The sequence below is a fragment of the Bacillus infantis genome (genome assembly GCF_020171945.1).
Classification (GTDB): domain Bacteria; phylum Bacillota; class Bacilli; order Bacillales; family Cytobacillaceae; genus Bacillus_AB; species Bacillus_AB infantis_A.
This window is the reverse complement of the sequence record NZ_JAIVAP010000002.1, coordinates 408,752-435,219: the sequence shown is the minus strand read 5'-3', so window position 1 is coordinate 435,219 and position 26,468 is coordinate 408,752. Positions and strand designations below refer to the sequence as shown.

The following is a 26,468-nucleotide window of genomic DNA, read 5'->3' as shown; positions in this document are numbered from 1 at the left end:
ATAAAAGGCGCTCTTTGCCTTTAATTCTTGCGCGGCTTATGACTCGAGGCTCTAGCCGCTGGAGCTGGACAATAGAAATGCGGAAAAGCCTTGTTCAGCCCCAACAAGCATAAGACGCTTGGGAATAGAAGGCGTTCTTTGCCTTCAATTCCCAAGTGGCTTATGACTCGAGGGGCTAGGCTTTGGAGCTGGACAATAGAAATGCGGAAAAGCCTAGCTCATTAGAGGAACATATACTCAAAACTTCAGTATAGTCTGCAGCCTATACCCAATATAAAAAACCATAGTTGTTAGTATGGGGCTGTTGATTTCCGTTGCAGGCACTTCGCTTTCCGCAGGGCGAAGTTGAGCCTCCTCACGCTCCGCGCTGCGGGGTCTCAACTTTTTCGCTGCAATCCCGCTGGAGTCTACGTGCCTTCCACTGCAATCAACAGGGTTATTGTAATTCTTTTCTGCTTAACACCTAATCGGCAGGGAATAATTACCTCTTTAGCCTGAAGCCTCTCTCATAAAAAATACAGCTGCAGCACCCTGCAGCTGTATTTCATTTATTTGCCTTCCATGATGTCTGCAAGAAGGTTTTCGTTGAATTCCTTGTTCCTGAGCATCTCAATTTCATATTTGTATGGAGGCATCTTGCTGTTCTTATCTTCCCCGACAAATGGCGTTTCAAGGATTTTCGGGATTTCTGCAAGCTGCGGATGATGGACGATATAGCTTAAAGCGTCAAAGCCGATGTGGCCGAAGCCGATGTTTTCATGACGGTCCTTTTTCATTCCCCGCTCATTTTTACTGTCATTGATATGAAGCACCTTCAGGCGGTCGAGCCCGACAATTTTGTCGAACTCATTCAAAACCCCATCAAAGTCTTCTACGATATTATAGCCTGCATCATGTGTGTGGCATGTATCAAAGCAGACGGATAGATGATCATTATATTTGACTCCATCGATGATCATGGCCAGCTCTTCGAAGTTTCTCCCGCATTCAGAGCCTTTGCCTGCCATTGTTTCCAGCGCAATCTGGACATTTTCCTCGCCATTCAGAACTTCATTCAGTCCTTCAATGATTTTTTTGATGCCCTCTTCTGTTCCTGCACCGACATGCGCACCGGGATGAAGAACGATCTGGCGGGCGCCGATTGCTTCCGTCCGGTCTATTTCCGAACGCAGAAAGTTGACTCCCAGCTCAAAGGTCGAAGGATTTGTCGTGTTTCCTATATTGATGATATAAGGGGCATGGACAATGATATTGTCGATTCCATTGGCCTCCATATGGCGCCTGCCTTCCTCAATATTCAAATCCTCAATCTTTTTCCGGCGTGTATTTTGAGGGGCCCCTGTGTAAATCATGAAAGTGCTGGAGCCATAAGATACAGCTTCCTCACTTGCGGCAAGGAGCATTTTTTTTCCGCTCATCGACACATGCGAACCAATTTTAAGCATTCTATTCTCTCCCTCCGGCAGCCTGCCTTTATTTCTTTTTAAGCCTTCTTTGGCGTTTCTTGATGCTCTCTACTTCTCTTTGTATTTTCTTTTTATAACCAGGCTTTACATTCTTCGGTTTTTTCACACGGGATTGAGCATGGGCATCAATCTCGTCTGTCTGCCTTTGCCGTTTTTTCCGTCTGTTGCGGTCGCCCAAATCAATCCATTCGCCCTTTTGAAGATCAACATGCCTGAACTCGATTCCCAGCTTTTCCAGCCTGTTCAGCGCATCTTCATCTGACGTATCATAAATCGTGAGAGCGATGCCGGAAGATCCCGCTCTTGCCGTCCGGCCGACACGGTGGATGTAAAAGTCCAGATCTGTCGGCAGCTCATAATTGATCACATGGCTGATTCCCTGGATGTCAATGCCCCTGGCAGCAAGATCGGTCGCAACGATATACTGGAATTCCAGATCCATGATCTGCTTCATCATTTTTTTCCGTTCACGCGGGCTGAGGTCTCCGTGAATGCGGCCTACCTTTAGGCCTTTTTGCATAAGGGCATCCGCGACTTCATCAGCCTTTTTCTTTGTATTTGTAAAGACGATCGCCAAATACGGATTGAAAGCCTCCAGAGCACGGAAGACAATTTCGGTCTTATTTTTGTGCTTTGACGGGAGCAGATAATGCTCAATTTTTGCAGCAGCAATCTGCTTGGGCTCTATTTGGACGAATTTCGGGTTTTCCAGATATTTCTTCAGGAATGGCTTCAGCTTTTCCGGAATTGTTGCCGAAAATACAAGCATCTGGAGCTTTTCAGGCATCCTGCCAGCAACCTGGTCTACATCTTCAAGGAAGCCCATATCCAGCATCAGATCTGCTTCATCCACGACCAGCATTGAAGCAGTATGGACGAAGAGCGCATTTTCCTTGACGAGGTCGTTGATCCTGCCTGGGGTCCCTACTACTACCTGGGGCTGCACTTTCAGCTTTTCAATCGTCCTTTGTTTGTCTGTCCCTCCAATGAACAGTTTGGAGCTGATTTCCTCATCACCTTCAGCCTGCTCTGTTACTTTAAGGACCTCCTTATGAATCTGGGTGGCCAGTTCCCTTGTCGGTGCGGTTATGACAGCTTGTACCTCCTGCCTCGAAGGATCAATTTTCTGAAGGATCGGCAAAATATAGGAATGGGTCTTCCCGGTGCCTGTCTGGGACTGCCCAATCGCACTGTCCCCTTTAAGGATGATTGGGATCAGGCGTTCCTGAATTTCCGTGGGCTCATAGAACCCGAGCTTTTTGACAGCTTCTATAATAAATGGCTTAAGTTCGTATCGTTCAAATTTCGTTTCGGTCATAATTAACTCCTTATAGTTAGTGGCCGCAGCCTGAGTGGACAACATGTCTCACCAGTCTTTGTCCATCATATTATTATAATAAAGTTTCCTGCAAAAGACCACCAATAGCGCAGATATAATTATTTTAGCCATTCAGGGAGTTTTTAATAGGCTCTGGCTCCCATGTTATTTTGGGCCACCTTAGCCATATATGCTGAAAAGTGTATAACTCTGTTTTTACACGGATAAGCCCAACTTCAAAAGCAATGTTGAACAAAGCCTTTTAATAAAAAGCCGGCAAAACATGAAAATAGGGAAACATCCGCAGAAACCTAAACCAATTTCATGACAGATGCATAGCTTACATAAAGAGAAACTTTTAAGTAAAGGAGGCAAATTATGCAGCCTAGACCCCGTTTTCCGATGCAGGGCGGAGGAATGCCGCCGCAATTCAGAGGCCCGATGCAGGCCAGGCCCAATTTCGGACCCATGATGGGACCTATGCAGCAGACACGCCAGGGAGGCGGAGGACTGCTGGCCAAGCTGCTGGGCAAAGGCAAGAATCCAGCATCAGCAGCAGGCGGATTGAATAGCATGCGCGCCGCAGTTCCGGGCGCTGCCAATGCAGCAGGTTCTGGCGGATTCCTAAAATCGATAACCAATCCGTCCAGTATCTCGGGATTCTTGTCTAACACACAGAAAATGCTCAATACAGCTCAGCAATTCGGGCCGATGGTACAGCAGTATGGCCCGATGGTCAAAAATCTTCCGGCCATGTGGAAACTGTACAGAGGATTGAAGAGCTCCGGAAGTGAAGAAAGTGAAAAGGAGGCAGCTTCTGAAACAAAAAAAGCCCCCTCCCCGCCGGAGAAAAAAAAACCTGAAACAGCCGGGTCCCACCAGCCTTCAGAAGCTCCCAAACGTGCCAAAGCTCCCGGAAAGGGCAGTTCCTCACCCAGGCTATATATATAGAATCAGTGAAGAATGCAGCTTTTGCGCATTCTTTTTGTTTTGGCTTGCGCCTTCTCAGCTATGGAAAAGATCCAATGATTTTTTCTGCCAATTGAATGCCCCCTTTTGTAATATCTCAATAAGTCTTATATAATGTAGGGGCAGTTGATTCTCTTAAAAATAAGTTTCAGTTCCACTGCAATGGGAGGATTGGAGAATGGATGTTTTAAAAATTTCGCCGCGGGGCTATTGCTATGGGGTTGTTGATGCAATGGTCATAGCAAGGAATGCCGCTTTGGATAAAAACCTGCCGCGGCCGATTTATATACTTGGCATGATTGTCCATAACAAACATGTCACCGATGCATTTGAAGAGGAAGGCATTATAACGCTGGATGGAGAAAACCGTAAAGATATCATTGAAAAAGTCGACAAAGGCACTGTCATATTCACAGCGCACGGCGTCTCCCCCGAGATCCGCGAAATTGCTAAGGCAAAGGGCCTCGTAACAATTGATGCAACCTGTCCAGATGTGACAAGGACCCATGATCTTATCAGGGAAAAAGATGCAGAAGGCTATCAGATCATTTACATCGGCAAAAAAGGCCATCCCGAGCCTGAAGGCGCCCTTGGGGTTGCTCCGCATGCAGTATCTCTTGTACAAACTGCAGAAGATGTCGGCAAGCTCACCCTGGACAGCAGCAAGATAATTGTTACCAACCAGACGACTATGAGCCAATGGGATGTCGTCACTGTCATGGATAAGATAAAAGAGAAATATCCTCACGCAGAGTTCCACAAAGAAATCTGCATGGCTACCCAGGTTAGACAGGAAGCGGTCGCTGAACAGGCAGGAGAAGCCGATGTACTGATTGTAGTCGGTGATCCAAAGAGCAACAACTCCAACCGCCTTGCCCAAGTATCCGAGGAAATTGCGGGCACTACAGCTTATCGGATCGCCGATCTTTCTGAACTGAAGATCGAATGGCTGAAAGATGCCAAAAAGGCGGCTGTCACAGCAGGAGCTTCGACTCCAACACCAATAACAAAAGAAGTCATCACTTTCCTTCAGCAGTTCGATCCTAATGACCCGGAAACGTGGAAAACCGAGAAAAAAGTGCCTCTCAGCAAAGTGCTTCCAAAAATCAAGAGAGCTTAAACAAAAGAGCTGCAGCAATCGCTGCAGCTCTTTCCTTTATATAAATTTGAAAGGATCTGTATGCACTTCTGAGGAAATAAAATTCACATCATATCCCTTTTCCCTGGCCATTTTTTCAAGGATGTGAGCCACACCCTTCTTCATGACCTTTTCTATATTATGGCCTGGATCAATAATGTTCAGGCCCATCATCATTGCATCATGCGCAGTATGATAATACATATCCCCTGTTACATACACATCCGCGCCTTTGAACTTGGCCTGGGTAAAATATTTATTTCCGTCCCCGCCCAGGACAGCCACCTTCCTGACACGGGAGTTCAGATCTCCGACTACGCGGACCCTGTCAAGCCCGAATGCCTCTTTAATTTTTTCAGCAAATTCTTCAAGCGTTGCTTCAGGAACCGTTCCGACCCGTCCAAGCCCAAGTGATTGGCCTTTATTATCAAGGTGATAAATATCATAGGCAGGCTCTTCATATGGATGGGCTTTAAACAGCGCAGAAATCACTTTCTTTTCCAGATGATCCGGAAAAATTGTTTCCACCTTGACTTCCTTTACTTTTTCTAAGTGGCCTCTGGTCCCTATGTAAGGATTGGCTGAGTCCCCGGGCATAAACTGTCCGGTCCCTTCCGAAGAGAAGGCACAGAAGCTGTAATCTCCGATTGCCCCGGCACCTGCTCTGCCCAGTGCCTCTCTAAGAGCCTCAGCTGCTTCGAGCGGTACGAAAACAGCCAGTTTCTTCAGGCTGGTTTCATGTGTGGGCACAAGGACTTCTGTGTCCTCTAAACCAAGAGCTTCCGCCAGGAGGTCATTCACTCCGCCCTCAGCCACATCAAGATTCGTATGGGCCGCATATACGCTTATATCATGCTTTATGAGCTTCCCGATAATCCTTCCGGCTGCTGTATCCGTATTGATTTTCTGCAATGGCCTGAAGATCGGGGGATGATGGGCGATGATGAGCTGCACATTCTTTTCGATGGCTTCATCAACGACCTCCTCCAGCACATCAAGAGCAATCATGACATTTTGCACCTTATTATTCAGTCCGCCAATCTGCAGTCCGATTTTATCGCCTTCCATTGCCAGGTTCTTTGGAGAGAACTCCTCAAACAAAGAGATGATTTGATGGCCGTTAACTTTTTTCACTTTTTACTGCCTCCTCTGCCATAGATATTTTTTTGCCGAGCTCCAGCCTCCTTGCCCGTGTTTCTTCCGAGTCTGCAGCTTTATCCAGTTCCTGCAGAATCCTTTGCCAATTTTTCATTTCATGCTGCCATTTTTTCTGGAAGGTATCCGATTTTTGCGCTGAAAGGAAGGGTCCAAAAAGAAAGGCGCCATTATCATCCTTCCCCCTGTAGGGACGGAGCGGCTCTCCATGCTCTGCAACCAGGATTTCGTATATCTTTCCATCCTCTTCAAGGATATCCTCTTCTATAAGCTCCCAGCCGTTTTCAATCAGCCATTTACGGATTGAAATGGCGCTTATATTAGGCTGAAGGACAAGCCTTTTCACTGAAGACAGCTTTTCTTTTCCCTCTTCAAGAATACTGGCAATCAAGGCGCCTCCCATTCCCGCAATGGCTACACAATCGACTTCTCCGCCTTCAATCACTTCCAGGCCATTCCCTTTCCTGACAGCTATCTTATCGCCCAGCCCTTCCTGGCTGACTTGATTCCTTGCTGACTGAAAGGGACCCTCTGCCACTTCGCCTGCGACTGCGAAGGGCACTTTGCCCTTAGAGACTACATGGCATGGAAGATAGGCATGGTCTGAGCCTATATCAGCAAAGGCTGCCCCATCCGGAATATATTCAGCGACACGTGCCAGCCGCTGTGATAATTGTTCTGTATTCATCTCTTATATCACACCACTTTACATAGATTCAGGTTCATAATCATTCTCTTAGTATAAAAAAGCCGGAAAGCAATGTCCAGCAGCCCGGCAGTACTTATATCCAGGAGTCTGATCAGAGCTCCAAAATAAAGAAAAGCCTTTCAAAAGAAAGGCTTTTCTTTAACTGTACATTATTTCAGGCCTGCCAGCCATTCAGCCATTTCGCCTGCTTTTTCCTGCGGAACAAGCCCTGGCGGCATGGATCCTTTACCGTTAACAACGATGTCAGCGATTTCATCCTGTGAATAGCGGTCGCCAACGCCTGTCAAAGCAGGACCTACCCCACCCTGATACTGGTCGCCGTGGCAGCCGATACAGGTCTGTTTATAAATGTCTTCCGGGTTGGCTGCAACCTCTTCAGTCTGTTCTTCTCCGCCGCCTTCCTGCTCAGCCGCAAGGTCCTTAGCATCGCCCAGCCCTTTGAAGGAAACGAGGAACATTGCTCCAATGCCTAGCACAGCAATCAAAAGAAACGGAATTAATGGATTTCGGTTCATGTTTTAACCTCCCTTATGTAAGAACATCTCAGTCAAGTATATTATATAATACAAACAATCTCTATTTTACTTGAAAACCCCTGTAAGGAAAAGCCCTAAACTGAACTTTGTCACAGTATGTTCGAAATTGAAAGATTCCGCCTCTGTTTTGACAGTACAGAACAAAGCGCAAGCGCCTTGTCACCCCTATGAGCGCAGACTAAGGCCGCCACGTTCTTCGGCAGCGTCTGGGTGACCAGCTTTTCCAGGGCCTCTTAGCCGAACCTCCGGTAAGGCGTTCTTGGCCTTTTTGGTAAGTTTGGATTGTGAACTCGGCGCAGCAGCAGGATGTTGATCAATAATTGATAAATATCCGCAAGACCCACCATACATAAATTTCCAAACAATAAAAAAAGCCCCATGTTAATGGAGCCATAGCCTTTAACAGCCGATCTGCCGCGCAATCACCATACGCTGTATCTCTGACGTGCCTTCACCGATTTCCGTCAGCTTTCCATCCCTCATATAGCGTTCCACATGATAGTCCTTCATATAGCCGTAGCCCCCATGGATCTGGACTGCCTGGTCTGCAATCTCCATACAGATTTCTGAAGCATACAGCTTGCACATAGATGCTTCTTTAGTAAATGGCCTTCCCTGGTCCTTAAGCCATGCTGCTTTATAGACCATATTGCGGGCAAGCTCGATCTTCATCGCCATATCGGCAAGCTTGAACTGAATTGCCTGGAACTGGGACAGCGAGCGGCCGAACTGAGTCCTCTCTTTTGCATACTGCAAAGCTTTATCATAAGCCGCCTGGGCAATTCCGACAGCCATGGCGCCAATCCCTATCCGGCCTCCATCCAATGTGATCAGGAATTGCTTGAACCCTTCGCCTTTTTTGCCGAGCAAGTGCTCAGTCGGCACACGCACATCTTCCATCACAAGCTCTGTGGTATTGGAAGCATTAAGACCCATTTTTTCGTAGTTATCGATTACCTTAAAGCCTTCTGCATCTGTCGGCACAATGATGGCACTGATTTCTTTATCCGCCCCGCTTCCGCCGGTAACTGCTGTAATGGCCAGATGCTTTGCATAGCTCGCATTAGTAATATAGCATTTGCTGCCATTTATGATGAACTCCCCATCTTTTTCTACCGCGCTCGTCCTTGTACCGCCTGCATCTGATCCCGCGTTCGGCTCTGTGAGCCCAAATGCCCCGAATGATTCTCCTGTGCAGATAGGAACCAGATACTTTTGCTTCTGCTCTTCAGTCCCAAAGAGGTAAAGGGGCGCCCCGCCAAGGGAGATATGTGCAGAATATGTGATCCCCGTCGAACCGCATGCCCTGCTGAGCTCTTCTGTCACAATTGCGAAACTGACAGTGTCTGCTCCTCCGCCGCCATATTCCTCAGGGAACGGCAGCCCCATCACACCCATCTTCGATAATTTATGAAATATTTCTTTAGGGAATTCTTTCGTCCTGTCCCTTTCAAGTGCACCGGGAGCAACTTCTTCATCAGCAAACTCCCTGATCATTTTTAAAATCATGTTCTGTTCGGCAGTCAATTCAAAATTCATGCAAATCCCCCTCGAAGTTTTGTATACACTTTCATTACCATTATACGAGGAAGGGATAAATTTTCTCAACATTTAAAAACTTTAAAATTTAATTTATTATATGAAAATAGAAATAGCAATGATGATTAGTCCAACAGCCCCTGATATCCCAAAATAATGCTGACGGAGTTTCCAGGCAGCTGCTATCCAAAGCAAACAATTGAGCATTAAAGCCCCATACAAGGCTGTATTATGATGCGGGAAAAAATGAGATGCCATTTCAACCGACATCAAAAGCAATATTAAAGCCGAAACAGCCAGAGGCAGTTGCGGTGCAATTCCTTTATTAGTAAAATAAATGGCGAGTGCTACTCCAGTAATTGTAAAAAAAAGCAGTAGGCCCATTTGCAAAATGAAAGATAATTCAGTAAAATAAATGAATAACAGCGATAGAGGAATCAGCAGCAAGAGAATGATATTGAGAAAATAAAACCCTTTTGCCTTTCGAGCTTTATCCTTCGGCCGATTCCCTTCTGTATACAAAGCAAGCAGATAATCACAATAATGCTCAGGAAGCATGCGGTTATCCTTCCAGTATAAAATTTCTTTTACAATAATGTCTTTTCTCGAATTATCCATATTCACCCATCCTGTCCGGAAATCCAAAGGCATTTTTTTCAAAAAAAAAAATAGTTTACCTCTATTTTAAGAAGTAAACTATTTTCTGACAATGTTTTTTTATTCTAAAAAGTCTTTAAGCCGCTTGCTTCGGCTTGGATGCCTCAGTTTGCGCAGTGCCTTCGCCTCGATTTGGCGGATACGCTCCCTGGTTACGCCGAAGACTTTTCCAACCTCTTCCAAAGTGCGTGTACGTCCGTCATCAAGCCCGAAACGCAGCCTCAGGACATTTTCCTCACGGTCTGTAAGCGTATCTAGGACGTCTTCAAGCTGTTCTTTCAGGAGCTCATATGCCGCATGCTCAGATGGCGAAGTCGCATCCTGGTCTTCAATGAAGTCGCCAAGATGGGAGTCATCCTCTTCCCCGATTGGCGTTTCGAGTGAAACAGGCTCCTGGGCAATCTTAAGAATCTCCCTGACTTTATCCGGGGTCAGATCCATGTCTTCCGCAATTTCTTCAGGAGTCGGTTCGCGGCCGAGATCCTGGAGAAGCTGACGCTGCACCCTGATCAGCTTATTGATTGTTTCCACCATATGGACAGGGATCCGGATTGTCCTTGCCTGGTCGGCAATCGCCCTTGTAATGGCCTGGCGGATCCACCATGTTGCATACGTACTGAATTTGTAGCCTTTACGGTAGTCAAATTTCTCAACTGCCTTGATGAGGCCCATATTTCCTTCCTGAATCAGGTCAAGGAACAGCATGCCCCTTCCGACATACCTTTTGGCAATGCTGACTACGAGCCTCAGGTTGGCTTCCGCCAGCCTTCTCTTTGCCTCTTCATCGCCTTCCTCGATCCGCTTCGCCAGGGAGATTTCCTCCTGTGCAGAAAGAAGATCCACACGGCCGATTTCTTTCAGGTACATGCGGACGGGATCATTAATTTTAACGCCTGGAGGAACACTTAAATCGTTTAAATCAAATTCCTCTTCACCCTTGGCAAGCTCCTGGACATTAGGGTCCGCATCATCGTTGTCGCCGACAAGCTCTACCCCCTGATCTCCTAGAAACTCATAAAACTCATCCATCTGATCGGAATCCAATTCAAAGTTGGAAAGCCTTTCCGCGATATCGTCATATGCGAGCACCCCGGTTTTCTTTCCGACTTCCGTTAATTGTTCCTTCACTTGTTCCATGGTTAACTCTGAATCAACCTCTTTTGAACGGGCTGACTTTTCAGCCATAAGTCCCCCTCCTTCCAAAAATCACAAACCAGTCGTATAAAAGCTTATCTATAGCAATTTACGCAGTTGAATAATTTCCATTGCGATCGATGCCGCCCTGGCAAAGTCATTCTGCCGTTCAGCTTCCTTCCCTTCAGCCTGCTTTTCCTTTATCATTAACATCTTTTGATAATTCAACACCTGCTTAATATAGTCATTGAGCTCCTGCTCTGTCAGCTCATCATTGACAGACATCATCTCGATATCCGCAATGATCCGCTTAAGCTTTGCATCTTCAACGAAATTTAAGAAGGCGCTTGGATCGGGACTATTCCCCTTCTCATAAAAAGCAAATAAATAAGTAATGATAGCCTGATGATCATCAATGTTAAAGGTGCTGCCTCCAAGAAGCTCCTGAACCTTATAAGCGGTATCGCTGTTTCTCAGCATATGGGCAATCAATCTTCTTTCAGCTGTATGAAAAGCAGGCTTCAGCGAATCCTGGCGCCGTGAAACGATCATATGCTTCTTTTGTGCTGGGGCAGAACTGCCCTGGTTTTTTCGTTTCTCGGCAAAGTATATCTGCTTTTGCTCCTGCTTCAGCGCTTCCAGTGACAGAGAAAATTCATTTGCCAGCTGGCGCATGTAATGATCTCTTTCAACAGCCTTTTCCAGAAGGCTGATTTCCTTAAGTACTTCTTCTATATATAGAAGCCGATCTCCTTCATCCTGGAGCTTTTTGCCTCTTCTATAATAAAGAAACTTGAACGCCATGTGGGTGATGCTGGATTCAATTACATCATTGCGAAACTTTTCAGCTCCGTGCTGTTTGATGTAATCATCCGGGTCCATGCCATCAGGCAGCATTGCAACCTTGATGCCGCAGCCAGCCTCAGACAGCATTTTAGCGGCTTTAAAGGCCGCCTCTATTCCGGCATTATCCGAATCATAGCAAATGGTGACAGACTCTACATTTCTCCTGAGCATTGCAACATGTTCAGGCGTCAATGCAGTGCCCATTGTGGCAACCCCGTTCTCAACAGAGGAACGGTCGGCAGCAATGACATCCGCGAATCCTTCAAAAAGGACCGCCTGGTGTGTCTTGCGGATTGCCGGTCTTGCCAGGTGGAAATTGTATAAGATTTTACTTTTATTAAAGATTGCTGTCTCCGGACTGTTCAGATATTTGGGCTCATTTCCGGCCCCGAGCGATCTTCCGGAAAAAGCAATCGTGTTTCCTTTGCGGTCAAAGATCGGAAACATAATCCGATCGCGAAAGCGGTCAAAATAACTGCCATCTCTGTCCCTCTTGATGATAAGCCCAGCTCTTTCCATGAACTCAGGATTGAATTTCCTTTTTGCAAGAAATTTGCATACGAAATCCCATGAATCCAGGGAATACCCGATCTGGAACTTCTCAATCGACTCTTTTGTAAAGCCTCTGTCAAGCAAATACTCCAGTGCGTGCTGGCCATCCTTTGTGTTCATTAACAAATGATGGTAGAATTTCCGGAGAAGCTCATGCGCCTCAATCATCTGCTGGAGATTTTCGGGCAGCGAGCTTTGTTTTGCAGATGCGGCTTCAATATCAAGCTGGATCCCCGCTCTTTCTGCAAGTTTGACGGCTGCTTCCTGAAAGGAATAGCCTTCATGCTCCATCAGGAATGAGAACACATTCCCTCCGGCTCCGCATCCGAAGCAATGGTAGATCTGCTTTTCCGGGGAAACAGAAAAAGATGGCGAGTTTTCTCCATGGAATGGACATAAGCCAAAATAGTTCCGCCCCTGTTTCTTGAGCTGAACATGATCACCGATAACATCGGCAATGTCTGTAGCTTGCCGGATTTCATCCAGTTTCGCTTCGGAAATTCGCTCTGCCATGAGAACAACTCCATTTTTACTTATGAGGTATTCGTGATAAAAAGCTATTTTCCTGCAAGATTCGACAAAATCTTTGTCAATTGCTTCACAAACCTGCTCCGGTCATCCTGGGTGAAAGGCTTAGGGCCTTTTCCATATTGCCCCCGGCGCCTTGCTTTGGCACTGAGATACCTCATATCCAGAGCGGTATGGATATGCTCTTCTTCGTATAAGGTTCCCCTGGGAGAAAGAACATAAACCCCTTTAGGCAGCAGGGTTGAGGCAAGGCCGATATCCTGTGTGACCGCAACGTCACCCTTTTTCACATGATTCATGATGAACAGGTCTGCTGCTTCCTTGCTTGAATCAACAAACTTCCAGACAGCCCCGCCAAAATCATTTACCATATGTGCGTAAGAAGCGACGAATACCGGTTCAATTTCAAAGCCTTTGGCAATTTCGACAATTTCCATCTTAACAGGACAAGAATCAGCGTCAACAAGGATGCTTCTATTCCCTAATGTACTAGTAATTCTACATCACTCCGCATATTCCTTCTTTAATAGAGCAACTTTTCATAAGAGATTCATGTCGAATTTTTTTTAGATGCCTGCCTTGACTTCTCACAATAAATAGTTTATTCGTTATGTGGTAAGTCTAAACCTAATGATGAATATTTTTATCACAATTTTTTATTATAGTGCATAAAAGTCAGTTTTGCCATTATTTTTTACTGTACACTCCTAATTTTCTAATTATCCGGAATGCATTGCCTAAAAAATAGAAAAAGCACATATTCTCAAGAGTATGTGCTACTTTGCTGAAATATTTCTTCGGTAAAGATCAAAAATGACGTTTGCCGTTTCTTCCACTGCCTTATTCGTAACATCAACGACAGGACAGCCGATCCTGGTTACAATCTGGTCGAAATAGCCTATCTCACTTTTAATCCGTTCAAGATTGGCATAGCTGGCGTTGTCGCTCAAACCGAGTGAAATAAGCCTTTCCCTCCTGATATTGTTCAGCTTTTCAGGGCTGATCTTTAAGCCAAAGCACTTTGCAGGCGATACCTGGAACAGCTCCTCAGGCGGATCAACTTCCGGGACCAGCGGGACATTCGCGACTTTAAGCCGCTTGTGCGCGAGATATTGGGATAAAGGCGTCTTGGAGGTCCTTGAAACGCCGACAAGCACAATATCAGCCTTTAGGATTCCACGCGGATCGCGGCCATCATCATACTGCACAGCAAACTCGATCGCTTCCACCTTTTTAAAATAGTCGTCATCCAGCTTCCTGACAAGGCCCGGCTCATACAAGGGGGTTTCGCCGCAGATGGACTGGATCCTGTCCATCAATGGCCCGATGATGTCGATGGCATGTATATTTTCCCTGGCGGCTGCTTCTGCCATATAGCTGCGGATTTCAGGCTTTACCAATGTAAAAGCAATCATTCCCTGGTCCATTTTCGCGAGAGATAATACCTCGTCAATATTATATTTATCTTCAACATAAGGAAATCTTTTTATTGTCAGATCGCTGCCATTAAACTGGCTGATGGCCGCTTTCGTCACTAATTCTGCCGTCTCCCCCACTGAATCGGAAACAACATAGATGATCGGCACTGTACCCATTGCTCATCCATCCTCTCTTCAAAATCACCTTTGTTCTGCAAGAGCCAGGAATGCCCTTGTCAAATTGGTCTTTGTAATCCTGCCAGTTACTTCAAAGCCCTTATCTGTTTCTTTCACGACCGGCAAAGCGTCTATCTGTTTTTCAATCAGGAGATTCGCTATTTCAATCAGCAGATCATCTTTTTTGCAGGTAGTAATATTCGGCATCCTCGTCATAATGATATTTACCGGGAGGGCTGTCAGCTCCTGATTCCCGATGCTTGCCCTCAGCAGATCCTTCCTGGACAAGACGCCGACCAGCAGAGAAGATTGATCGACAACAAATAAGGTGCCGACATCCTCCAGGAACATAGTGACGATCGCATCATAGACAGATACATTTTCATTCACCACTACAGGGATTGACTGATAATCCTTTACCAGCAGCTTCTGCAGGCTTTCAGTCAAAAGCTGGGCACCGGTCTTGCCTGTATAGAAATATCCGACCCTCGGCCGCGCATCCAGATAGCCTGCCATGGTTAATATGGCCAGATCAGGCCTTAAGGTTGCCCTCGTCAGATTCAGCCTCTCTGCAATATGTTCACCTGTAATCGGACCATTTTCTTTCACGATATCCAATATTAGTTCTTGCCTTTTATTAAGCTCTATTGTCCTCACCACCTTGCTTGCCAGCTAATAATGTCATACTTTTATAAAAATATTATATACTATTTGCTATAAATGAAAAGAATGATTTCACATTTAACCTGGCATACAGGAAAAAATTTCAAAGAGCCTGTCGGAATTTTTGACAGGCTCTCTGCATAATCATATCTTTTAGCAAGCTAAAAAGCAAAAATTACTTCTTACTTGACCACTATTTCGTTCACTTTGGCAAATGCCTGGATCAGCGATGCGATTTCGGCCATCATGCTCAAACGGTTTTCCTTTAAAGCAGTGTTATCGGCCATGACCATTGTATTTTCGAAATAGGCACTGATCTCAGGTCTCATAGACACGAGCAGCCCATAATATTCTTCCGCTTCGACACCCTTGCCGATTACCGCAGAAACTTCCAGGAAACGGCTGTACAGCTCCGCTTCTTCCTTATTTTCAAAAAGCCCCTGATCAACCGCTGCAGGATGTTCTGCTTTGGAAGCTATATTTAATACACGGCTCAAAGCCTCCATGCTCTCTTTAAAGCCATCTTCGCCTTTATGGGCATTCAATACTTCTGCTCTCTTGATTAAAGAAGCCATTGAACCGATTTTTCCTGATAAGGCGGCATCAATAATATCGTAGCGGATGCTGCGCTCCTGCAGAGTATGCTTGATGCGGAGTTTAAAGAAGGACAGCAGCTCATCATATACCTGCTCTTCCTCTTTCTTGCCGATGCCTGACTCTTTGACAAGTGCAAGCGACTTCTTAATCACTTCTTCAAGCTCAAGCTTCCATTCCTTAACAGCGAGGATCTGGACGATGCCTGCTGCCTGCCTTCTTAAAGCGTATGGATCCTGCGAGCCGCTTGGAATCATGCCAATCGCAAAAAAGGAAGAGATCGTATCCAGTTTCTCTGCCACAGCAAGGACAGCACCTTCATTGCTTTCAGGTGCAGAATCCTCTGCATTACGGGGCATATAATGCTCATTGATTGCTTTTGCAACAGCGGCATCTTCACCTTTTTGGGCAGCATATTTTTCACCCATGAACCCCTGCAATTCAGGGAACTCGTATACCATCTGTGACACGAGATCAAACTTGCTGATTTCTGCGGCACGGTCTACATTTTTCTTTTCTTGGGGGTCCAAGGAAAGCGATTCTGCCAGCCCATTGGCAAGCTTTCTAACTCGTTCAACTTTCTCAGCGAGCGTGCCGATATCTTCATGGTAGACGATGCTGCCGAGCTTCTGCAGCGCTGACTCAATATCCATCTTCTGGTCTTCCTCGTAAAAGAATGCTGCATCGGCGAGTCTGGCGCGAAGCACTTTCTCGTTACCCTTTGCAACTTGTTCGAGGTGATTGTGGTCACCATTGCGCACAGTTACAAAGTAAGGCAGCAGCTTTCCTTCTGCAGACTTGACAGGGAAATAACGCTGATGCTCTTTCATGCTAGTAATCAGCACTTCCTCAGGAATTTCAAGAAACTCTTCCTCAAACTTTCCGAAAAGGGCCGTTGGGTACTCCACAAGGTTTGTTACTTCCTCGAGCAGATCCTCATCGACTGGGATCTCCCAGTTATTTTCCTCTGCCAAGCGTTCAATCTGGCTCCGAATGCCATTTTTCCTTTCCTCTGCATTGACAAGGACGAACTGGCCAAGCATGCTTTTTTCGTATTCAGCAGGCTCAGTGATCTCAACTTTCTCTCCAAGGAAACGATGCCCTAGAGTCCAGTTGGATGCAGGCACCCCGGCAATTTCAAACGGAATGACATCTTGGCCGAAGAGAGCCATAATCCATTTAATCGGCCTTACATACCTCATATCCCTGTCTGCCCAGCGCATATTTTTAGGGAAAGTAAGGCTTTCAGCGATATCCTTCAGCTCCGGCAGGATAGAAGCAGTCTCGGCTCCTTTGATGAATTTATTTACATGTGCATATTCAATGCCGTTTATTTCTTTGAAATAGATATCATCCACGCCCATGCCTTGGCCGCGGGAAAAGCCGATCGCAGCTTTTGACCACTCTCCTGCATCGTTCTGGGCGATTTTCCTGGCCGGACCTTTCGCCTCTTCATGGATATCCTCCTGTGTTTCAGTTACGTCCTTTACAAGGACAGCAAGACGGCGGGGAGTTGAAAAGGCGCTGATTCCTCCATGCGGCACCTTCTTTTCTTCCAGCCACTTTTCCACTTTGGAAGCAAGCTGGTTCATGGAATCTGTTACAAATCTTGCCGGCATTTCCTCAAGGCCGATTTCAAGCAATAAATCACGCTTCGCCATTTTCAATCTCTCCCTTCCGCTGTAAAATCGGGAATCCTAATTTTTCCCGTTCTTCATAGAATGTTTTGGCGACCTTCCTTGCCAGGTTCCGGCAGCGTCCGATGTAACCGGTCCTTTCTGTTACAGAGATGGCTCCCCGTGCATCGAGCAGGTTGAAAACATGGGAGCATTTCAGCACATAATCATATGCCGGATGAACCAAGCCTTCTTCCATCTGTCTATGGGCTTCTTTTTCATAAATATTGAACAAGTTAAAAAGCATATCAGGATCAGAGGTTTCGAAGGTGTACTTGGAATGCTCATATTCAGGCTGAAGGAAGATGTCCCTTACAGTAAATCCTTCAGTCCACTCAAGGTCAAAGACATTCTCTTTATCCTGGATGTACGATGCAAGGCGTTCAATTCCGTAAGTGATTTCCACAGAAACTGGCTTACATTCTATGCCGCCGACCTGCTGGAAATAGGTGAATTGCGTGATCTCCATTCCATCAAGCCACACTTCCCAGCCCAATCCGGCGCATCCGAGGGAAGGATTTTCCCAGTTATCCTCAACAAAGCGGATATCATGCTCCAATGGATTAATTCCAAGGGCACGAAGAGAATCAAGATACAGCTCCTGGATATTGTCAGGAGACGGCTTCATGATCACCTGGAACTGATGATGCTGATAAAGACGGTTGGGATTTTCGCCATACCTTCCATCCGCAGGGCGGCGTGAAGGCTCTACATAGGCCACATTCCATGGCTCAGGCCCAATCGCACGCAAAAACGTGTACGGGCTCATCGTCCCTGCACCTTTCTCGACATCATAAGCCTGCATAAGGATGCAGCCCTGCTCTGACCAGTGCTTTTGCAAAGTCAGAATCATATTTTGAATATTCATCCTGGCACCTCCAATAGGTATTTTTGTAATCTGAGCATTGGGAAAAAGCACAAAAAAACTCCCGTCCCTATGCTCCAAAAAGCATAGGGACGAGAGTTACCCGCGGTTCCACCCTATTTGCTGCCATTCAATGCAGCCACCTTATGTGCCCAAAGCACGCAATCCGCTCAGGAACGCCCTTCATCCAACACCCATAATCCGGCTCACACCATCCCGGACTCGCTTCTACAGATCATTCGGACTACTTCTTTCCGTCATAGCAGAACTATTAATTATTGAGAATCATAAAACAAAACAAAATAAAAGTCAATATTGAAATGCGGAAGGCGTTTGTTCAAAAAACGCAGACTAAAAACGCCACGTCCTGTGGCAACGTCTGCATGCCCCGCGTCCTGCGGGCCTCAAGCATAAGACGAGCCGGACTTTCTCAGGCATTACCCTTTTTCAAAGAAACCGCCCATCTTGTCCATCTGGTCCAGGAACTTTCTTGTTTTCAGGCTGAGGCCTGAGTATTCATTATAGTAAGCTGAGATAATCTTTTTCAGCTCAGCTTTGGTTTCCGGCTTAACTGAAATATTTCCAAGCCTCGACAAATCAAAATAATAAAAAAGACGCAGGAGTTTTAAAGCTGCCGGCGAAATCTTATAGTGATATGGGTCCTTCTCAAGGCATCGGTGGCAAAGCAGACCGCCCTCCCTGATGGAAAAAGAAAAATGCCCATCAGTGCTTCCGCAGACGGAGCATTTATCCAGGACCGGATAAAGTCCAAGGGGATTGAGCATTTTCATTTCGTAAATATTCACCATTATCTCAGGGTCATAGCCTTCGTTCATATAATTCAATGTCTGGTGAAGCAGTTCAAAATGGAATGGATTCGGCTTTTTCTCTTCAACTGTTTTATCTGTAAGATCAACAATATAACTGGCATATGCTGTCAGGAAGATATCCTCCCTGATCGAGCGCATGGAGGAAACCATTTCCCCCTGCTGCATAAGCCCCAGCCCGCTGCTTCTCTGAACAAGGAAGTAGCCATAAGTAAAAGGCTGGGTGACAGCCGAAAGCCTGCTGTTAGGCTTTTTTGCACCTCGGGCCATCACGCCAACCTTACCCCATTCCCGGGTATATAAGGTAACTATTTTATTGGATTCACCATAATTGACTGTTCTCAATACGATTCCTTCGCATTTTTCAAACATTTATGCCACCATCCCTGCAAGAGACAAACCTATGAGATGGGAAAATCAACTTCTGCTAGTTCTTGTTCACTGCTTCCGGGCAAATCCTGAGTTTCTTTTTCAAGCTCCTTAAAAAGAAGATATGTGTCAATATTACCTGTCTGCTTGAAGACCTTCCAGGTAAAATCCAACATTGGAAACCCCACCTTTCAATTTTTAACTAGCAATTATTAATTCCTTACCTTTATCATAGCCTGTCATTAGAAAATCATAAGACGTAATAATTGTTAATAAAAAGTCTGCATAATTCCAGTTGAGGTGAAATAGGTTAGTTATGGCTGAATCGCCCTTTAATATTCATCATCTCTGAATCCGAAATCACGCAGCTGGCTCATTTTGTTGCGCCAGTCCTTCTGAACCTTTACCCATAGTTCCAGGTAGACCTTTGAGCCCAGCAGATTTTCAATATCTGTCCTGGCCCGCTTGCCGATTTCCTTGAGCATAGCGCCCTGCTTCCCAATGACGATCCCTTTTTGGGAATCCCGTTCTACAATGACAGTAGCCATCACATTTATGACATCCTTGTCTTCGCGCCTCTCCATCTTGTCAATCACTACAGCAAGAGAATGCGGGATCTCCTCCCTGGTCAAGTGCAAAGCCTTTTCCCTGATCAGTTCAGATACAATGAACCTTTCAGGATGGTCTGTCACCTGGTCAGCCGGATAGAATTGCGGCCCTTCCGGTATATACTGCTTGATCTGCTCCAGCAGCGTATCCACATTGTTCCCTTCCAGCGCTGATATCGGGATGATTTCCTTAAAGCCGTATTTCTCTTTATAGGATTCAATGATGGAGAAAAGCTTATCAGGGTGAATCTGATCAATTTTATTTATGACAAGGAAGATGGGAGTCTTCACATTCTGAAATTTCTCGATGATGAACTCCTCGCCGCGGCCGAAGCCTTCTTCGGCATTCACCATAAACAGGATGAGGTCCACTTCTTTCAGCGTATTCTGAGCTATCTTCATCATAAAGTCGCCCAGCTTATGCTTTGGCTTGTGGATCCCTGGTGTATCAATGAATATAAACTGAGCATCATTGGTTGTAAGTACACCCTGAACCTTATTCCTTGTGGTTTGGGGCTTATCGCTCATAATGGCGATTTTCTGGCCAATGACTCTGTTCAGGAATGTTGATTTACCAACATTAGGACGTCCGATAATAGATATAAATCCAGATTTATGAGTTTGTTCGCTATTGCTATTCCATTCTTTATTCATTAAGATCCTCCGGTGAAAAAGCTCCAGGCAGCAGCTCTTCTACTGTTAATTCATTTATATCCCCTTTTAAATTCGTCAAAACCACTTTCATCGTATTTGGGCATAATTCTGAAATAACCTGGCGGCAGGCCCCGCATGGGGAAACCGGACGCTCTGTATCAGCTACGACTGCCATTGCTGTATATTTTTTGTCTCCTTCGGAATATGCTTTGAAAATGGCGGTGCGCTCAGCACAATTGCACATGCTGTATGCCGCGTTCTCAATATTGCAGCCATGGTATACTTTGCCGTCTTCAGTCAGGAGGGCTGCCCCCACAGGGAAATTGGAGTATGGCACATATGCTTTGTCCCTTGCTTTTTTTGCTTCTTCAATTAACACTTCCGTCTTCATCAGTCATTCTTCCTTTCGAAGGAGGCGAGTATTCTCCTTCTTATATTTTACCTTATTTTTGCAAGATTTTCATTGATTGTAGCAAAATCGTAATAAAAAAATTGAATTTTCTAAAAACGGACATGGTATTCAATTGCATGCTCTGTCATTTTAACCAAATCAGGCAGCGTTTTCAAGAAAGCCGGAAATCCGAATTCAAGCAAGTCCGCAAATATCTGTATTCAAGTGTTCATATTCAGTGAATTTCATTTTCCAACAAAAAAAGAACGGCAAGCTTCAGCCGCTCCTACTGGAAAAGTGCCCATATCTTCGGGAGAAATATGATTGCACCGAGGGCTGCTGACGCAAAAGCAAACACCAGCACAGCCCCTGCTGCAGCATCTTTGGCCTGCTTTGCCAGCGGATGCCATTCTTCTGTTGACAGATCCACAGCTCTTTCAATGCTTGTGTTGATCAGTTCCAGCGCGAACATCCCGCCAATGGCCAATATGATGAACATCCACTCGATCCGGCTCAAGGAAAAGCAGGCGCCTGCTGCAATGACCACAGCTGATGAAAGGGCATGAATCCTCATATTCCTTTCCTGCATCAGTGCATTGCCGATTCCGGCAAAAGCTACGGCAAAAACAGGCCACATGCTTTTCCCGGCACCAGGCTTCTTATCGCGTGAGCCCGTACTCATCAAGGATGTCCTTCTGTCGGCCGAACATTTCTCTTTCTTCCTCATCTGTTTCATGGTCATATCCAAGGAGATGGAGGAATCCATGAACAGCAAGGAAGCCCAGCTCGCGTTCAAAAGAATGTCCATATTCACCGGCCTGTTCTTCTGTCCGTTGGATTGAAATGATGATATCGCCGAGTACTCTTGGAATACCTTCCCCCGCGATTTCTGTTTCGCCTTCCCCGAGTTCTTCCATGGCAAAGGAAATAACATCGGTAGGCTTGTCTTTATCGCGGTATACCCTGTTTATTTCCTGTATCCGGTCATTCGTTACAAAGGTCACGGACAATTCAGAACCAGCTTCGACATTTTCCTTTTGTGCTGCAAAATTGAGGAGCTTTTCAACCTGCTCAATATGGCTGCTTTTTACTTCATTCGTTTCATCCATAAAATCAATATTTAAACTCATGCTTGTTTCACCTTCTGTTTCGTGGATTCTGGATATTCTATTCTGGAATGGAAGATACCCTTTAGTGTTTCACAAAATGTGTGTGCAACGATTTCCAATTCCTTCAGTGTTAAGTCACATTCATTCAGCTGTTCATCCTGAAGCCTGTCTGAAATGATGTTCCTGACAAGACCTTCAATTTGTTCAGGAGTCGGATTGGACATGGACCTGACCGCTGCTTCGACACTGTCGGCTATGCCGATGACGGCAATTTCCTTCGACTGTGCTTTTGGCCCAGGATACCGGTAGTCGTCTTCATTGACATCCATGCCGTTTTGTTTGGCCTTATGATAGAAATATTTGAGCAAAGAGGTGCCATGGTGCTGTTCGGCAATATCAACGATTTCTTTCGGCATTTTGTGCTTCCTCAGCATTTCTGCCCCGTCGACAGCATGGGCAATAATGATATTTTTGCTTGTCTGCGGCGGCAGCCTGTCATGAGGGTTTTCGATATTCATTTGATTCTCAATGAAAAAATGAGGTCTCTTTGTCTTCCCGATATCATGATAATAGCATCCTACCCTGGCAAGGAGGCCATTTGCCCCGATTGCTTCACATGCTGACTCAGCCAGATTAGCCACCATTACACTATGATGGTAGGTCCCTGGCGCCTCAGTCAGGATTTTGCGGAGAAGCGGATGGTTCGGGTTTGACAGCTCAATCAGCCGCATGGCGGAAAGGATGCCAAAGCTCCCCTCAAAGAATGGAAGCAGGCCGATGGCCAGTACAGATGAAGCCACGCCGGAAATCAATGCTGTCACTAAATGGAAGCTGTATTCAACCGCATCGAAATGAGTGTTTCTAAGCAGCATGAGGGAAATGATCACAACAAGATTCACACCTGCTGCAAACAGTCCCGCCTGAAGAATCTTGGACCTGTTGTTTTGCTTGTTTAAGAATAATATACCCGCAAAGCCTGAGCAAATGATATAGATGCCCATATTTATATTCAATGTTCCGGCAGTGCCTTCATTGAACATGACGCTTCCGCATATGGCAAGGACAATCGTAATCAGAATGGCAAGCCTTTCATTGATCAGGATCCTGATCAGCATGGCTGCCATTGCAGCCGGAAATATAAAGCCAATTTCCGGGTACTGGAGCAGCTGCAGGAGGCTAACGCATTTCATCAGCAAAAGCGAAAGGATGAATATCAGACTGAACAGCAGGAGAAAATTCTGTTTCAGCTCCTTCTGGACATTTAGCTCATAAAAGTAATAATAGAGCGCAGCCAAAATGATAGCGACAATCAGGCCCAGCCCCAGAAACGGCTGTATGCTGTTCTGGTTTTCCAGAAGCCCTGTAAGCTCCAGCTGCCTGTATATTTCCCTGTTAATCAGCTGCCGTTCTTCCGCGATGATCTGTCCCTGGAGAATTTTGACCGGTTCTACATTCTCCACTGCCTGCTGCCTGAGCTCTTCAGTCGCAGCAGGGTCATAGAATTCGTTCTGGATGACAGCATATCTGCCAAGCTCGATCGCCGAGCTTCTCAAATTCGAGCTCAGGCTCGTATACTTCAGCTCTTCCTCCACCCTTTTCTTGCTGTTTTCCACTTCATCAGCAGGGATTTTGCTGCCCATCACATTGTTGATCGCAGTTACAGTAAGATCCCTTGCAATGGTAAGCTCGTCCTTGGAGGCCTGCAGAAGCGGTGACAGGACCGCATCAGATACTTCCTTCGTCACATTATCTGTCAGCTTTTCCTTGAGCATTTTCAGCTTTTCCGAAGAAGAAGGCGGGACATATGCTGTTTCCTGGTCTCCATCACCTTGTTCATTTCCGTTTTGTGCCGAGTCCTCGCTTATCTCTTCGTTTACTTCCGCTGCCGAATCAAAGATTGAAGTAACCAGATCGACACGGTTCTGATTGATTTCCTTTTTGACTATGTATACATCGGTCACCTGGTCGGCGGCCGCCTTCTTTTCCTTCTCGGTGCTCGCCTTGTCTTCTATCGTAATTGGTGAGCGGATTGTCTGTTCAGCCACAGAAAACAGGCCTATGTCGAGCTTTTCGGGCTTTACATTGCTATACATGGCGGCATATAGCACGATGCCGAGCAGAAGAAATAAGACGACTCTAAAGAATGTCATATCCAACAGGTTTCTGACCTTTGCCAACTGGCGCTGTAATTTTTCCATGCTTCCCCCTCCTATCCGGGCTAAGCAGGGCCGGATAAGCTCACGTTTAATTTGAACTATGATTATGTAAAATGATAACAGTTTTTCCGTCAAGTTTCACCCTCTATTCGCATCATCCTGCCAAAACAGAGGGTGCGCCTGTCCGTAATCCTTCTACACAGAATAAAAACCGCCCATTTGGACGGTTTATATCATTGGTCTGTTTTTTCGTAAGCTGAAATGATCCGGGCTACAAGCGGATGGCGAACGACATCGCTTTGCTCCAGATAAGAGAAGGAAATCCCTTTTACAGCTGACAGGATATCCTCTGAAGCAATCAGCCCGGAACGGACGCCCTTCGGAAGGTCGACCTGGGTGCGGTCTCCGGTAATGACCATCTTGGATCCAAAGCCCAGCCTGGTCAGGAACATTTTCATCTGTGCCTGTGTTGTATTCTGCGCTTCATCAAGAATGACGAATGCATCATCAAGCGTACGTCCCCTCATATAGGCAAGGGGGGCAATTTCAATGGTACCCCTCTCGATCAGCCTTTGAGTATGCTCGGCGCCAAGGATGTCATGCAGGGCATCATACAGCGGCCGCAGGTAAGGATCGACCTTTTCTTTCAGATCCCCGGGGAGGAAGCCAAGGCTTTCGCCTGCTTCAACAGCCGGCCTGGTCAGGATGATTCTCTTTACATTTCCGTTTTTCAGTGCATTGACTGCCATCACAACAGCCAGATATGTTTTGCCTGTCCCTGCAGGGCCAATTCCAAACACTAAGTCATTTGTTTTAATTGCATTTATATATTGGCGCTGCCCAAGCGTTTTTACCCTAATGGACTTGCCTTTTGCATTCTTCGTTATTTCTTCTTCATACAGGTCGCTGAAATATTCAAGTGTGCCTTTTTTGGCCATCTGGATGCTGTACATAACATCCCTGCCGCTGATATTGATGCCTTTGCGGATAACATAAATGAGTTTGTCCAGGATTTGGCCGGCAAGCTCAACCGCTTCTGCCTCTCCGGATACAAAAATCGTTTCTCCCCGTGTGACGACAGACACATTCAGCTCTTGTTCAATTATTTTCAGGTTGGCATCCGAATTCCCGATCAGTGCTATTGCTTCATTAGGATCTTCCAGATGAACATTCATGGTTTTTAAGTCTTCTGTCATTCTGTGTCTCCTTGGATAATGGATTGTCCTTCTGCAATATTCTCAATAATTTGGAAATGTATTGCTATAAATACTTTACCATTCTCTGCGGATTGGTGCAAAATTTTTTCTCCCTTGATCTTAGCATCCTCACTCAAGCTGTTTTTTATATCTTTTCTTGCCAATTCTTTTGCCACTTCAAAGGCTTCCTCATTGGAGTAAATCCTTGTAACGGTTTCACTTTCCCGCATAGTCCTGCTTGTAAAGCCGAGAGGGAGGCTCCATTTCAGGAATTTGATATCCTTTCTGTTCTCTTCTATCTCATATTCACTGAATTCCGGTTTGCCAAACCCCCAGACAGGAATTGAAAAGTTTCCTATGTCAATATAATATTTCCGTTTTTCACTTCCGCTGAACACCTGAAGCGTGCTTTTCAGCGGGAGCTTCACCTCGGATTTATACCAGGTCTCCCCCCAGATTTCCCCTTTTGCCGGGACTGTCTGTGTTTGGCCGTCCTGGCCGATGATGCCTGAAACCAGAAGCTGGCCCGGGATGACATGGTCATTTATGCTGACGACAGGCTTGCCTTCTTCTACAAACATGTCCAAAATGACAGCCTTCTTTTTGGCAACCAGGTGCCTTGGACTCAAAAGCTCCGGCTTATCCGGCTCATTTTTCTCCACTACCTGGAAGTGGTAGGTTGTCCCCTTGAGCTCCACACCTACCCAAGTGATTTCCTCCACTTCGTTGGACAGCTCACGCTGGATTCCTTCTACATTCTTGACAAAAAACTGAAGTTTTCCTCTGTGGATGCCCATTTCATCAAGCTGCTTGCGGATTTTATATTCAGTAGCAGGATCTGCCCCTTTGATTTCAATTCCCCATACCATATTGGACAAAAGGATCAGAATAACCAGGAAAGAGGCGGCACCAAAAAGGAACCCGCTGTTTTTGAGGCTTCTTTTCAGCAGAAAGGGCAGGCCGGCACGCTGAAGGAATTCAATCCTGCATCCGCTTTTCCTTACTGACGCACGGAGCCGCTTCACGTCCGCCAGCTTTATTTTGAAGGTAACCGCTTGCTCTCCATGCCTTTTTACCTGCCAGACCATGATGCCGTTCCTGGTCAGTGAGTTGATCAGCCGTTCAATGCCGGAGCCTGCAGCCTTTACAGTGATTATTCCAGAATAAAAAGCAATCCATTGATTCTTCATTTTCCTTCCCTCCGGATCCTCTTTTTCA

Annotated in this window: 25 protein-coding genes; 2 read left to right on the top strand and 23 right to left on the bottom strand. The window is 45.9% G+C overall.

Going from position 1 to position 26,468, the window contains the following annotated elements; translation table 11 throughout:
- Window positions 1-548 precede the first annotated feature (548 nt).
- Entirely contained in the window at window positions 549-1,445 is an 897-nt protein-coding gene (locus tag LCM00_RS06205) for a deoxyribonuclease IV (RefSeq protein ID WP_224898992.1), read from the bottom strand.
- Window positions 1,446-1,473: 28 nt separating this feature from the next.
- On the bottom strand, window positions 1,474-2,784 hold the full coding sequence (locus LCM00_RS06200) for a DEAD/DEAH box helicase (RefSeq protein ID WP_224898989.1): 1,311 nt from the start codon (window positions 2,782-2,784) through the stop codon (window positions 1,474-1,476).
- 378 nt (window positions 2,785-3,162) lie between these two features.
- Between LCM00_RS06200 and LCM00_RS06195 the strand changes: the two genes are divergently transcribed.
- Together LCM00_RS06195 and LCM00_RS06190 are read left to right on the top strand one after the other, a co-directional pair.
- Window positions 3,163-3,735: a YqfQ family protein gene (locus tag LCM00_RS06195; protein WP_224898986.1), complete on the top strand. Its 573-nt coding sequence runs from the start codon at window positions 3,163-3,165 to the stop codon at window positions 3,733-3,735.
- Between the two features lie 196 nt (window positions 3,736-3,931).
- Entirely contained in the window at window positions 3,932-4,873 is a 942-nt protein-coding gene (locus LCM00_RS06190; RefSeq protein ID WP_224898983.1) for a 4-hydroxy-3-methylbut-2-enyl diphosphate reductase, read from the top strand.
- Window positions 4,874-4,909: 36 nt separating this feature from the next.
- On the opposite strand, the gene LCM00_RS06185 is transcribed toward LCM00_RS06190, so the two are convergent.
- From LCM00_RS06185 to yqfD, 21 genes are all read right to left on the bottom strand, one after another.
- Window positions 4,910-6,025, bottom strand: a complete 1,116-nt coding sequence (locus tag LCM00_RS06185) for a Nif3-like dinuclear metal center hexameric protein (protein ID WP_224898981.1) — start codon at window positions 6,023-6,025, stop codon at window positions 4,910-4,912.
- Entirely contained in the window at window positions 6,012-6,734 is a 723-nt protein-coding gene (locus tag LCM00_RS06180; RefSeq protein WP_224898978.1) for a tRNA (adenine(22)-N(1))-methyltransferase, read from the bottom strand. The genes LCM00_RS06185 and LCM00_RS06180 overlap by 14 nt, the downstream gene beginning before the upstream one ends.
- 170 nt (window positions 6,735-6,904) lie before the next feature.
- The gene (gene cccA / locus LCM00_RS06175; RefSeq protein WP_009791414.1) at window positions 6,905-7,270 is read right to left on the bottom strand and encodes a cytochrome c550; all 366 of its coding nucleotides are present in this window, start codon (window positions 7,268-7,270) and stop codon (window positions 6,905-6,907) included.
- A 420-nt stretch (window positions 7,271-7,690) separates the two neighbouring features.
- Window positions 7,691-8,830, bottom strand: a complete 1,140-nt coding sequence (locus LCM00_RS06170; RefSeq protein ID WP_224898975.1) for an acyl-CoA dehydrogenase family protein — start codon at window positions 8,828-8,830, stop codon at window positions 7,691-7,693.
- A 96-nt stretch (window positions 8,831-8,926) separates the two neighbouring features.
- Window positions 8,927-9,448, bottom strand: coding sequence for a hypothetical protein (locus LCM00_RS06165; protein ID WP_224899332.1), 522 nt, complete (start codon window positions 9,446-9,448; stop codon window positions 8,927-8,929).
- Window positions 9,449-9,547: 99 nt separating this feature from the next.
- Window positions 9,548-10,672, bottom strand: coding sequence for an RNA polymerase sigma factor RpoD (gene rpoD, locus LCM00_RS06160; RefSeq protein ID WP_009791410.1), 1,125 nt, complete (start codon window positions 10,670-10,672; stop codon window positions 9,548-9,550).
- Window positions 10,673-10,720: 48 nt separating this feature from the next.
- The gene (gene dnaG, locus LCM00_RS06155) at window positions 10,721-12,532 is read right to left on the bottom strand and encodes a DNA primase (RefSeq protein WP_224898970.1); all 1,812 of its coding nucleotides are present in this window, start codon (window positions 12,530-12,532) and stop codon (window positions 10,721-10,723) included.
- Between the two features lie 44 nt (window positions 12,533-12,576).
- A complete protein-coding gene (locus tag LCM00_RS06150; protein WP_224898967.1) occupies window positions 12,577-12,984 on the bottom strand; it encodes a DUF188 domain-containing protein in 408 nt (135 codons plus the stop codon).
- Between the two features lie 339 nt (window positions 12,985-13,323).
- On the bottom strand, window positions 13,324-14,142 hold the full coding sequence (locus tag LCM00_RS06145; RefSeq protein ID WP_224898964.1) for a pyruvate, water dikinase regulatory protein: 819 nt from the start codon (window positions 14,140-14,142) through the stop codon (window positions 13,324-13,326).
- 24 nt (window positions 14,143-14,166) lie between these two features.
- Complete coding sequence (locus LCM00_RS06140) at window positions 14,167-14,799, bottom strand: helix-turn-helix transcriptional regulator (protein WP_009791406.1); 633 nt, start codon at window positions 14,797-14,799, stop codon at window positions 14,167-14,169.
- Window positions 14,800-14,987: 188 nt separating this feature from the next.
- Complete coding sequence (gene glyS / locus LCM00_RS06135; RefSeq protein ID WP_224898961.1) at window positions 14,988-17,060, bottom strand: glycine--tRNA ligase subunit beta; 2,073 nt, start codon at window positions 17,058-17,060, stop codon at window positions 14,988-14,990.
- The gene (gene glyQ / locus LCM00_RS06130) at window positions 17,047-17,943 is read right to left on the bottom strand and encodes a glycine--tRNA ligase subunit alpha (protein WP_022544204.1); all 897 of its coding nucleotides are present in this window, start codon (window positions 17,941-17,943) and stop codon (window positions 17,047-17,049) included. The genes glyS and glyQ overlap by 14 nt, the downstream gene beginning before the upstream one ends.
- 434 nt (window positions 17,944-18,377) lie before the next feature.
- Window positions 18,378-19,139, bottom strand: a complete 762-nt coding sequence (gene recO / locus LCM00_RS06125; RefSeq protein WP_224898958.1) for a DNA repair protein RecO — start codon at window positions 19,137-19,139, stop codon at window positions 18,378-18,380.
- 29 nt (window positions 19,140-19,168) lie between these two features.
- Window positions 19,169-19,312, bottom strand: a complete 144-nt coding sequence (locus tag LCM00_RS06120; protein WP_224898955.1) for a YqzL family protein — start codon at window positions 19,310-19,312, stop codon at window positions 19,169-19,171.
- Between the two features lie 156 nt (window positions 19,313-19,468).
- Window positions 19,469-20,398, bottom strand: a complete 930-nt coding sequence (era, locus tag LCM00_RS06115; RefSeq protein WP_224898952.1) for a GTPase Era — start codon at window positions 20,396-20,398, stop codon at window positions 19,469-19,471.
- The gene (locus LCM00_RS06110; protein WP_224898950.1) at window positions 20,391-20,789 is read right to left on the bottom strand and encodes a cytidine deaminase; all 399 of its coding nucleotides are present in this window, start codon (window positions 20,787-20,789) and stop codon (window positions 20,391-20,393) included. The genes era and LCM00_RS06110 overlap by 8 nt, the downstream gene beginning before the upstream one ends.
- A gap of 286 nt (window positions 20,790-21,075) precedes the next feature.
- The gene (locus LCM00_RS06105; RefSeq protein ID WP_224898947.1) at window positions 21,076-21,471 is read right to left on the bottom strand and encodes a diacylglycerol kinase family protein; all 396 of its coding nucleotides are present in this window, start codon (window positions 21,469-21,471) and stop codon (window positions 21,076-21,078) included.
- A complete protein-coding gene (gene ybeY / locus LCM00_RS06100; RefSeq protein ID WP_224898944.1) occupies window positions 21,449-21,919 on the bottom strand; it encodes an rRNA maturation RNase YbeY in 471 nt (156 codons plus the stop codon). Before ybeY ends, LCM00_RS06105 begins: the two co-directional genes overlap by 23 nt.
- Window positions 21,916-24,096, bottom strand: coding sequence for an HD family phosphohydrolase (locus LCM00_RS06095; RefSeq protein WP_224898941.1), 2,181 nt, complete (start codon window positions 24,094-24,096; stop codon window positions 21,916-21,918). Before LCM00_RS06095 ends, ybeY begins: the two co-directional genes overlap by 4 nt.
- A gap of 191 nt (window positions 24,097-24,287) precedes the next feature.
- Window positions 24,288-25,250: a PhoH family protein gene (locus LCM00_RS06090; protein WP_224898938.1), complete on the bottom strand. Its 963-nt coding sequence runs from the start codon at window positions 25,248-25,250 to the stop codon at window positions 24,288-24,290.
- Window positions 25,247-26,440 (bottom strand): sporulation protein YqfD, encoded by a 1,194-nt coding sequence (gene yqfD, locus LCM00_RS06085; RefSeq protein WP_224898935.1) that lies wholly within the window; start codon window positions 26,438-26,440, stop codon window positions 25,247-25,249. The genes LCM00_RS06090 and yqfD overlap by 4 nt, the downstream gene beginning before the upstream one ends.
- Window positions 26,441-26,468: the final 28 nt, after the last annotated feature.

Coding starts and splice junctions, on each gene's coding strand:
- LCM00_RS06205 (WP_224898992.1), bottom strand. CDS start 1,445: ATGCTTAAAATTGGTTCGCATGTGTCGATGAGCGGAAAAAAAATGCTC.
- LCM00_RS06200 (WP_224898989.1), bottom strand. CDS start 2,784: ATGACCGAAACGAAATTTGAACGATACGAACTTAAGCCATTTATTATA.
- LCM00_RS06195 (WP_224898986.1), top strand. CDS start 3,163: ATGCAGCCTAGACCCCGTTTTCCGATGCAGGGCGGAGGAATGCCGCCG.
- LCM00_RS06190 (WP_224898983.1), top strand. CDS start 3,932: ATGGATGTTTTAAAAATTTCGCCGCGGGGCTATTGCTATGGGGTTGTT.
- LCM00_RS06180 (WP_224898978.1), bottom strand. CDS start 6,734: ATGAATACAGAACAATTATCACAGCGGCTGGCACGTGTCGCTGAATAT.
- cccA (WP_009791414.1), bottom strand. CDS start 7,270: ATGAACCGAAATCCATTAATTCCGTTTCTTTTGATTGCTGTGCTAGGC.
- LCM00_RS06170 (WP_224898975.1), bottom strand. CDS start 8,830: ATGAATTTTGAATTGACTGCCGAACAGAACATGATTTTAAAAATGATC.
- LCM00_RS06165 (WP_224899332.1), bottom strand. CDS start 9,448: ATGGATAATTCGAGAAAAGACATTATTGTAAAAGAAATTTTATACTGG.
- rpoD (WP_009791410.1), bottom strand. CDS start 10,672: ATGGCTGAAAAGTCAGCCCGTTCAAAAGAGGTTGATTCAGAGTTAACC.
- dnaG (WP_224898970.1), bottom strand. CDS start 12,532: ATGGCAGAGCGAATTTCCGAAGCGAAACTGGATGAAATCCGGCAAGCT.
- LCM00_RS06150 (WP_224898967.1), bottom strand. CDS start 12,984: ATGGAAATTGTCGAAATTGCCAAAGGCTTTGAAATTGAACCGGTATTC.
- LCM00_RS06145 (WP_224898964.1), bottom strand. CDS start 14,142: ATGGGTACAGTGCCGATCATCTATGTTGTTTCCGATTCAGTGGGGGAG.
- glyS (WP_224898961.1), bottom strand. CDS start 17,060: ATGGCGAAGCGTGATTTATTGCTTGAAATCGGCCTTGAGGAAATGCCG.
- glyQ (WP_022544204.1), bottom strand. CDS start 17,943: ATGAATATTCAAAATATGATTCTGACTTTGCAAAAGCACTGGTCAGAG.
- recO (WP_224898958.1), bottom strand. CDS start 19,139: ATGTTTGAAAAATGCGAAGGAATCGTATTGAGAACAGTCAATTATGGT.
- LCM00_RS06120 (WP_224898955.1), bottom strand. CDS start 19,312: ATGTTGGATTTTACCTGGAAGGTCTTCAAGCAGACAGGTAATATTGAC.
- era (WP_224898952.1), bottom strand. CDS start 20,398: ATGAATAAAGAATGGAATAGCAATAGCGAACAAACTCATAAATCTGGA.
- LCM00_RS06110 (WP_224898950.1), bottom strand. CDS start 20,789: ATGAAGACGGAAGTGTTAATTGAAGAAGCAAAAAAAGCAAGGGACAAA.
- LCM00_RS06105 (WP_224898947.1), bottom strand. CDS start 21,471: ATGAGTACGGGCTCACGCGATAAGAAGCCTGGTGCCGGGAAAAGCATG.
- ybeY (WP_224898944.1), bottom strand. CDS start 21,919: ATGAGTTTAAATATTGATTTTATGGATGAAACGAATGAAGTAAAAAGC.
- LCM00_RS06095 (WP_224898941.1), bottom strand. CDS start 24,096: ATGGAAAAATTACAGCGCCAGTTGGCAAAGGTCAGAAACCTGTTGGAT.
- LCM00_RS06090 (WP_224898938.1), bottom strand. CDS start 25,250: ATGACAGAAGACTTAAAAACCATGAATGTTCATCTGGAAGATCCTAAT.
- yqfD (WP_224898935.1), bottom strand. CDS start 26,440: ATGAAGAATCAATGGATTGCTTTTTATTCTGGAATAATCACTGTAAAG.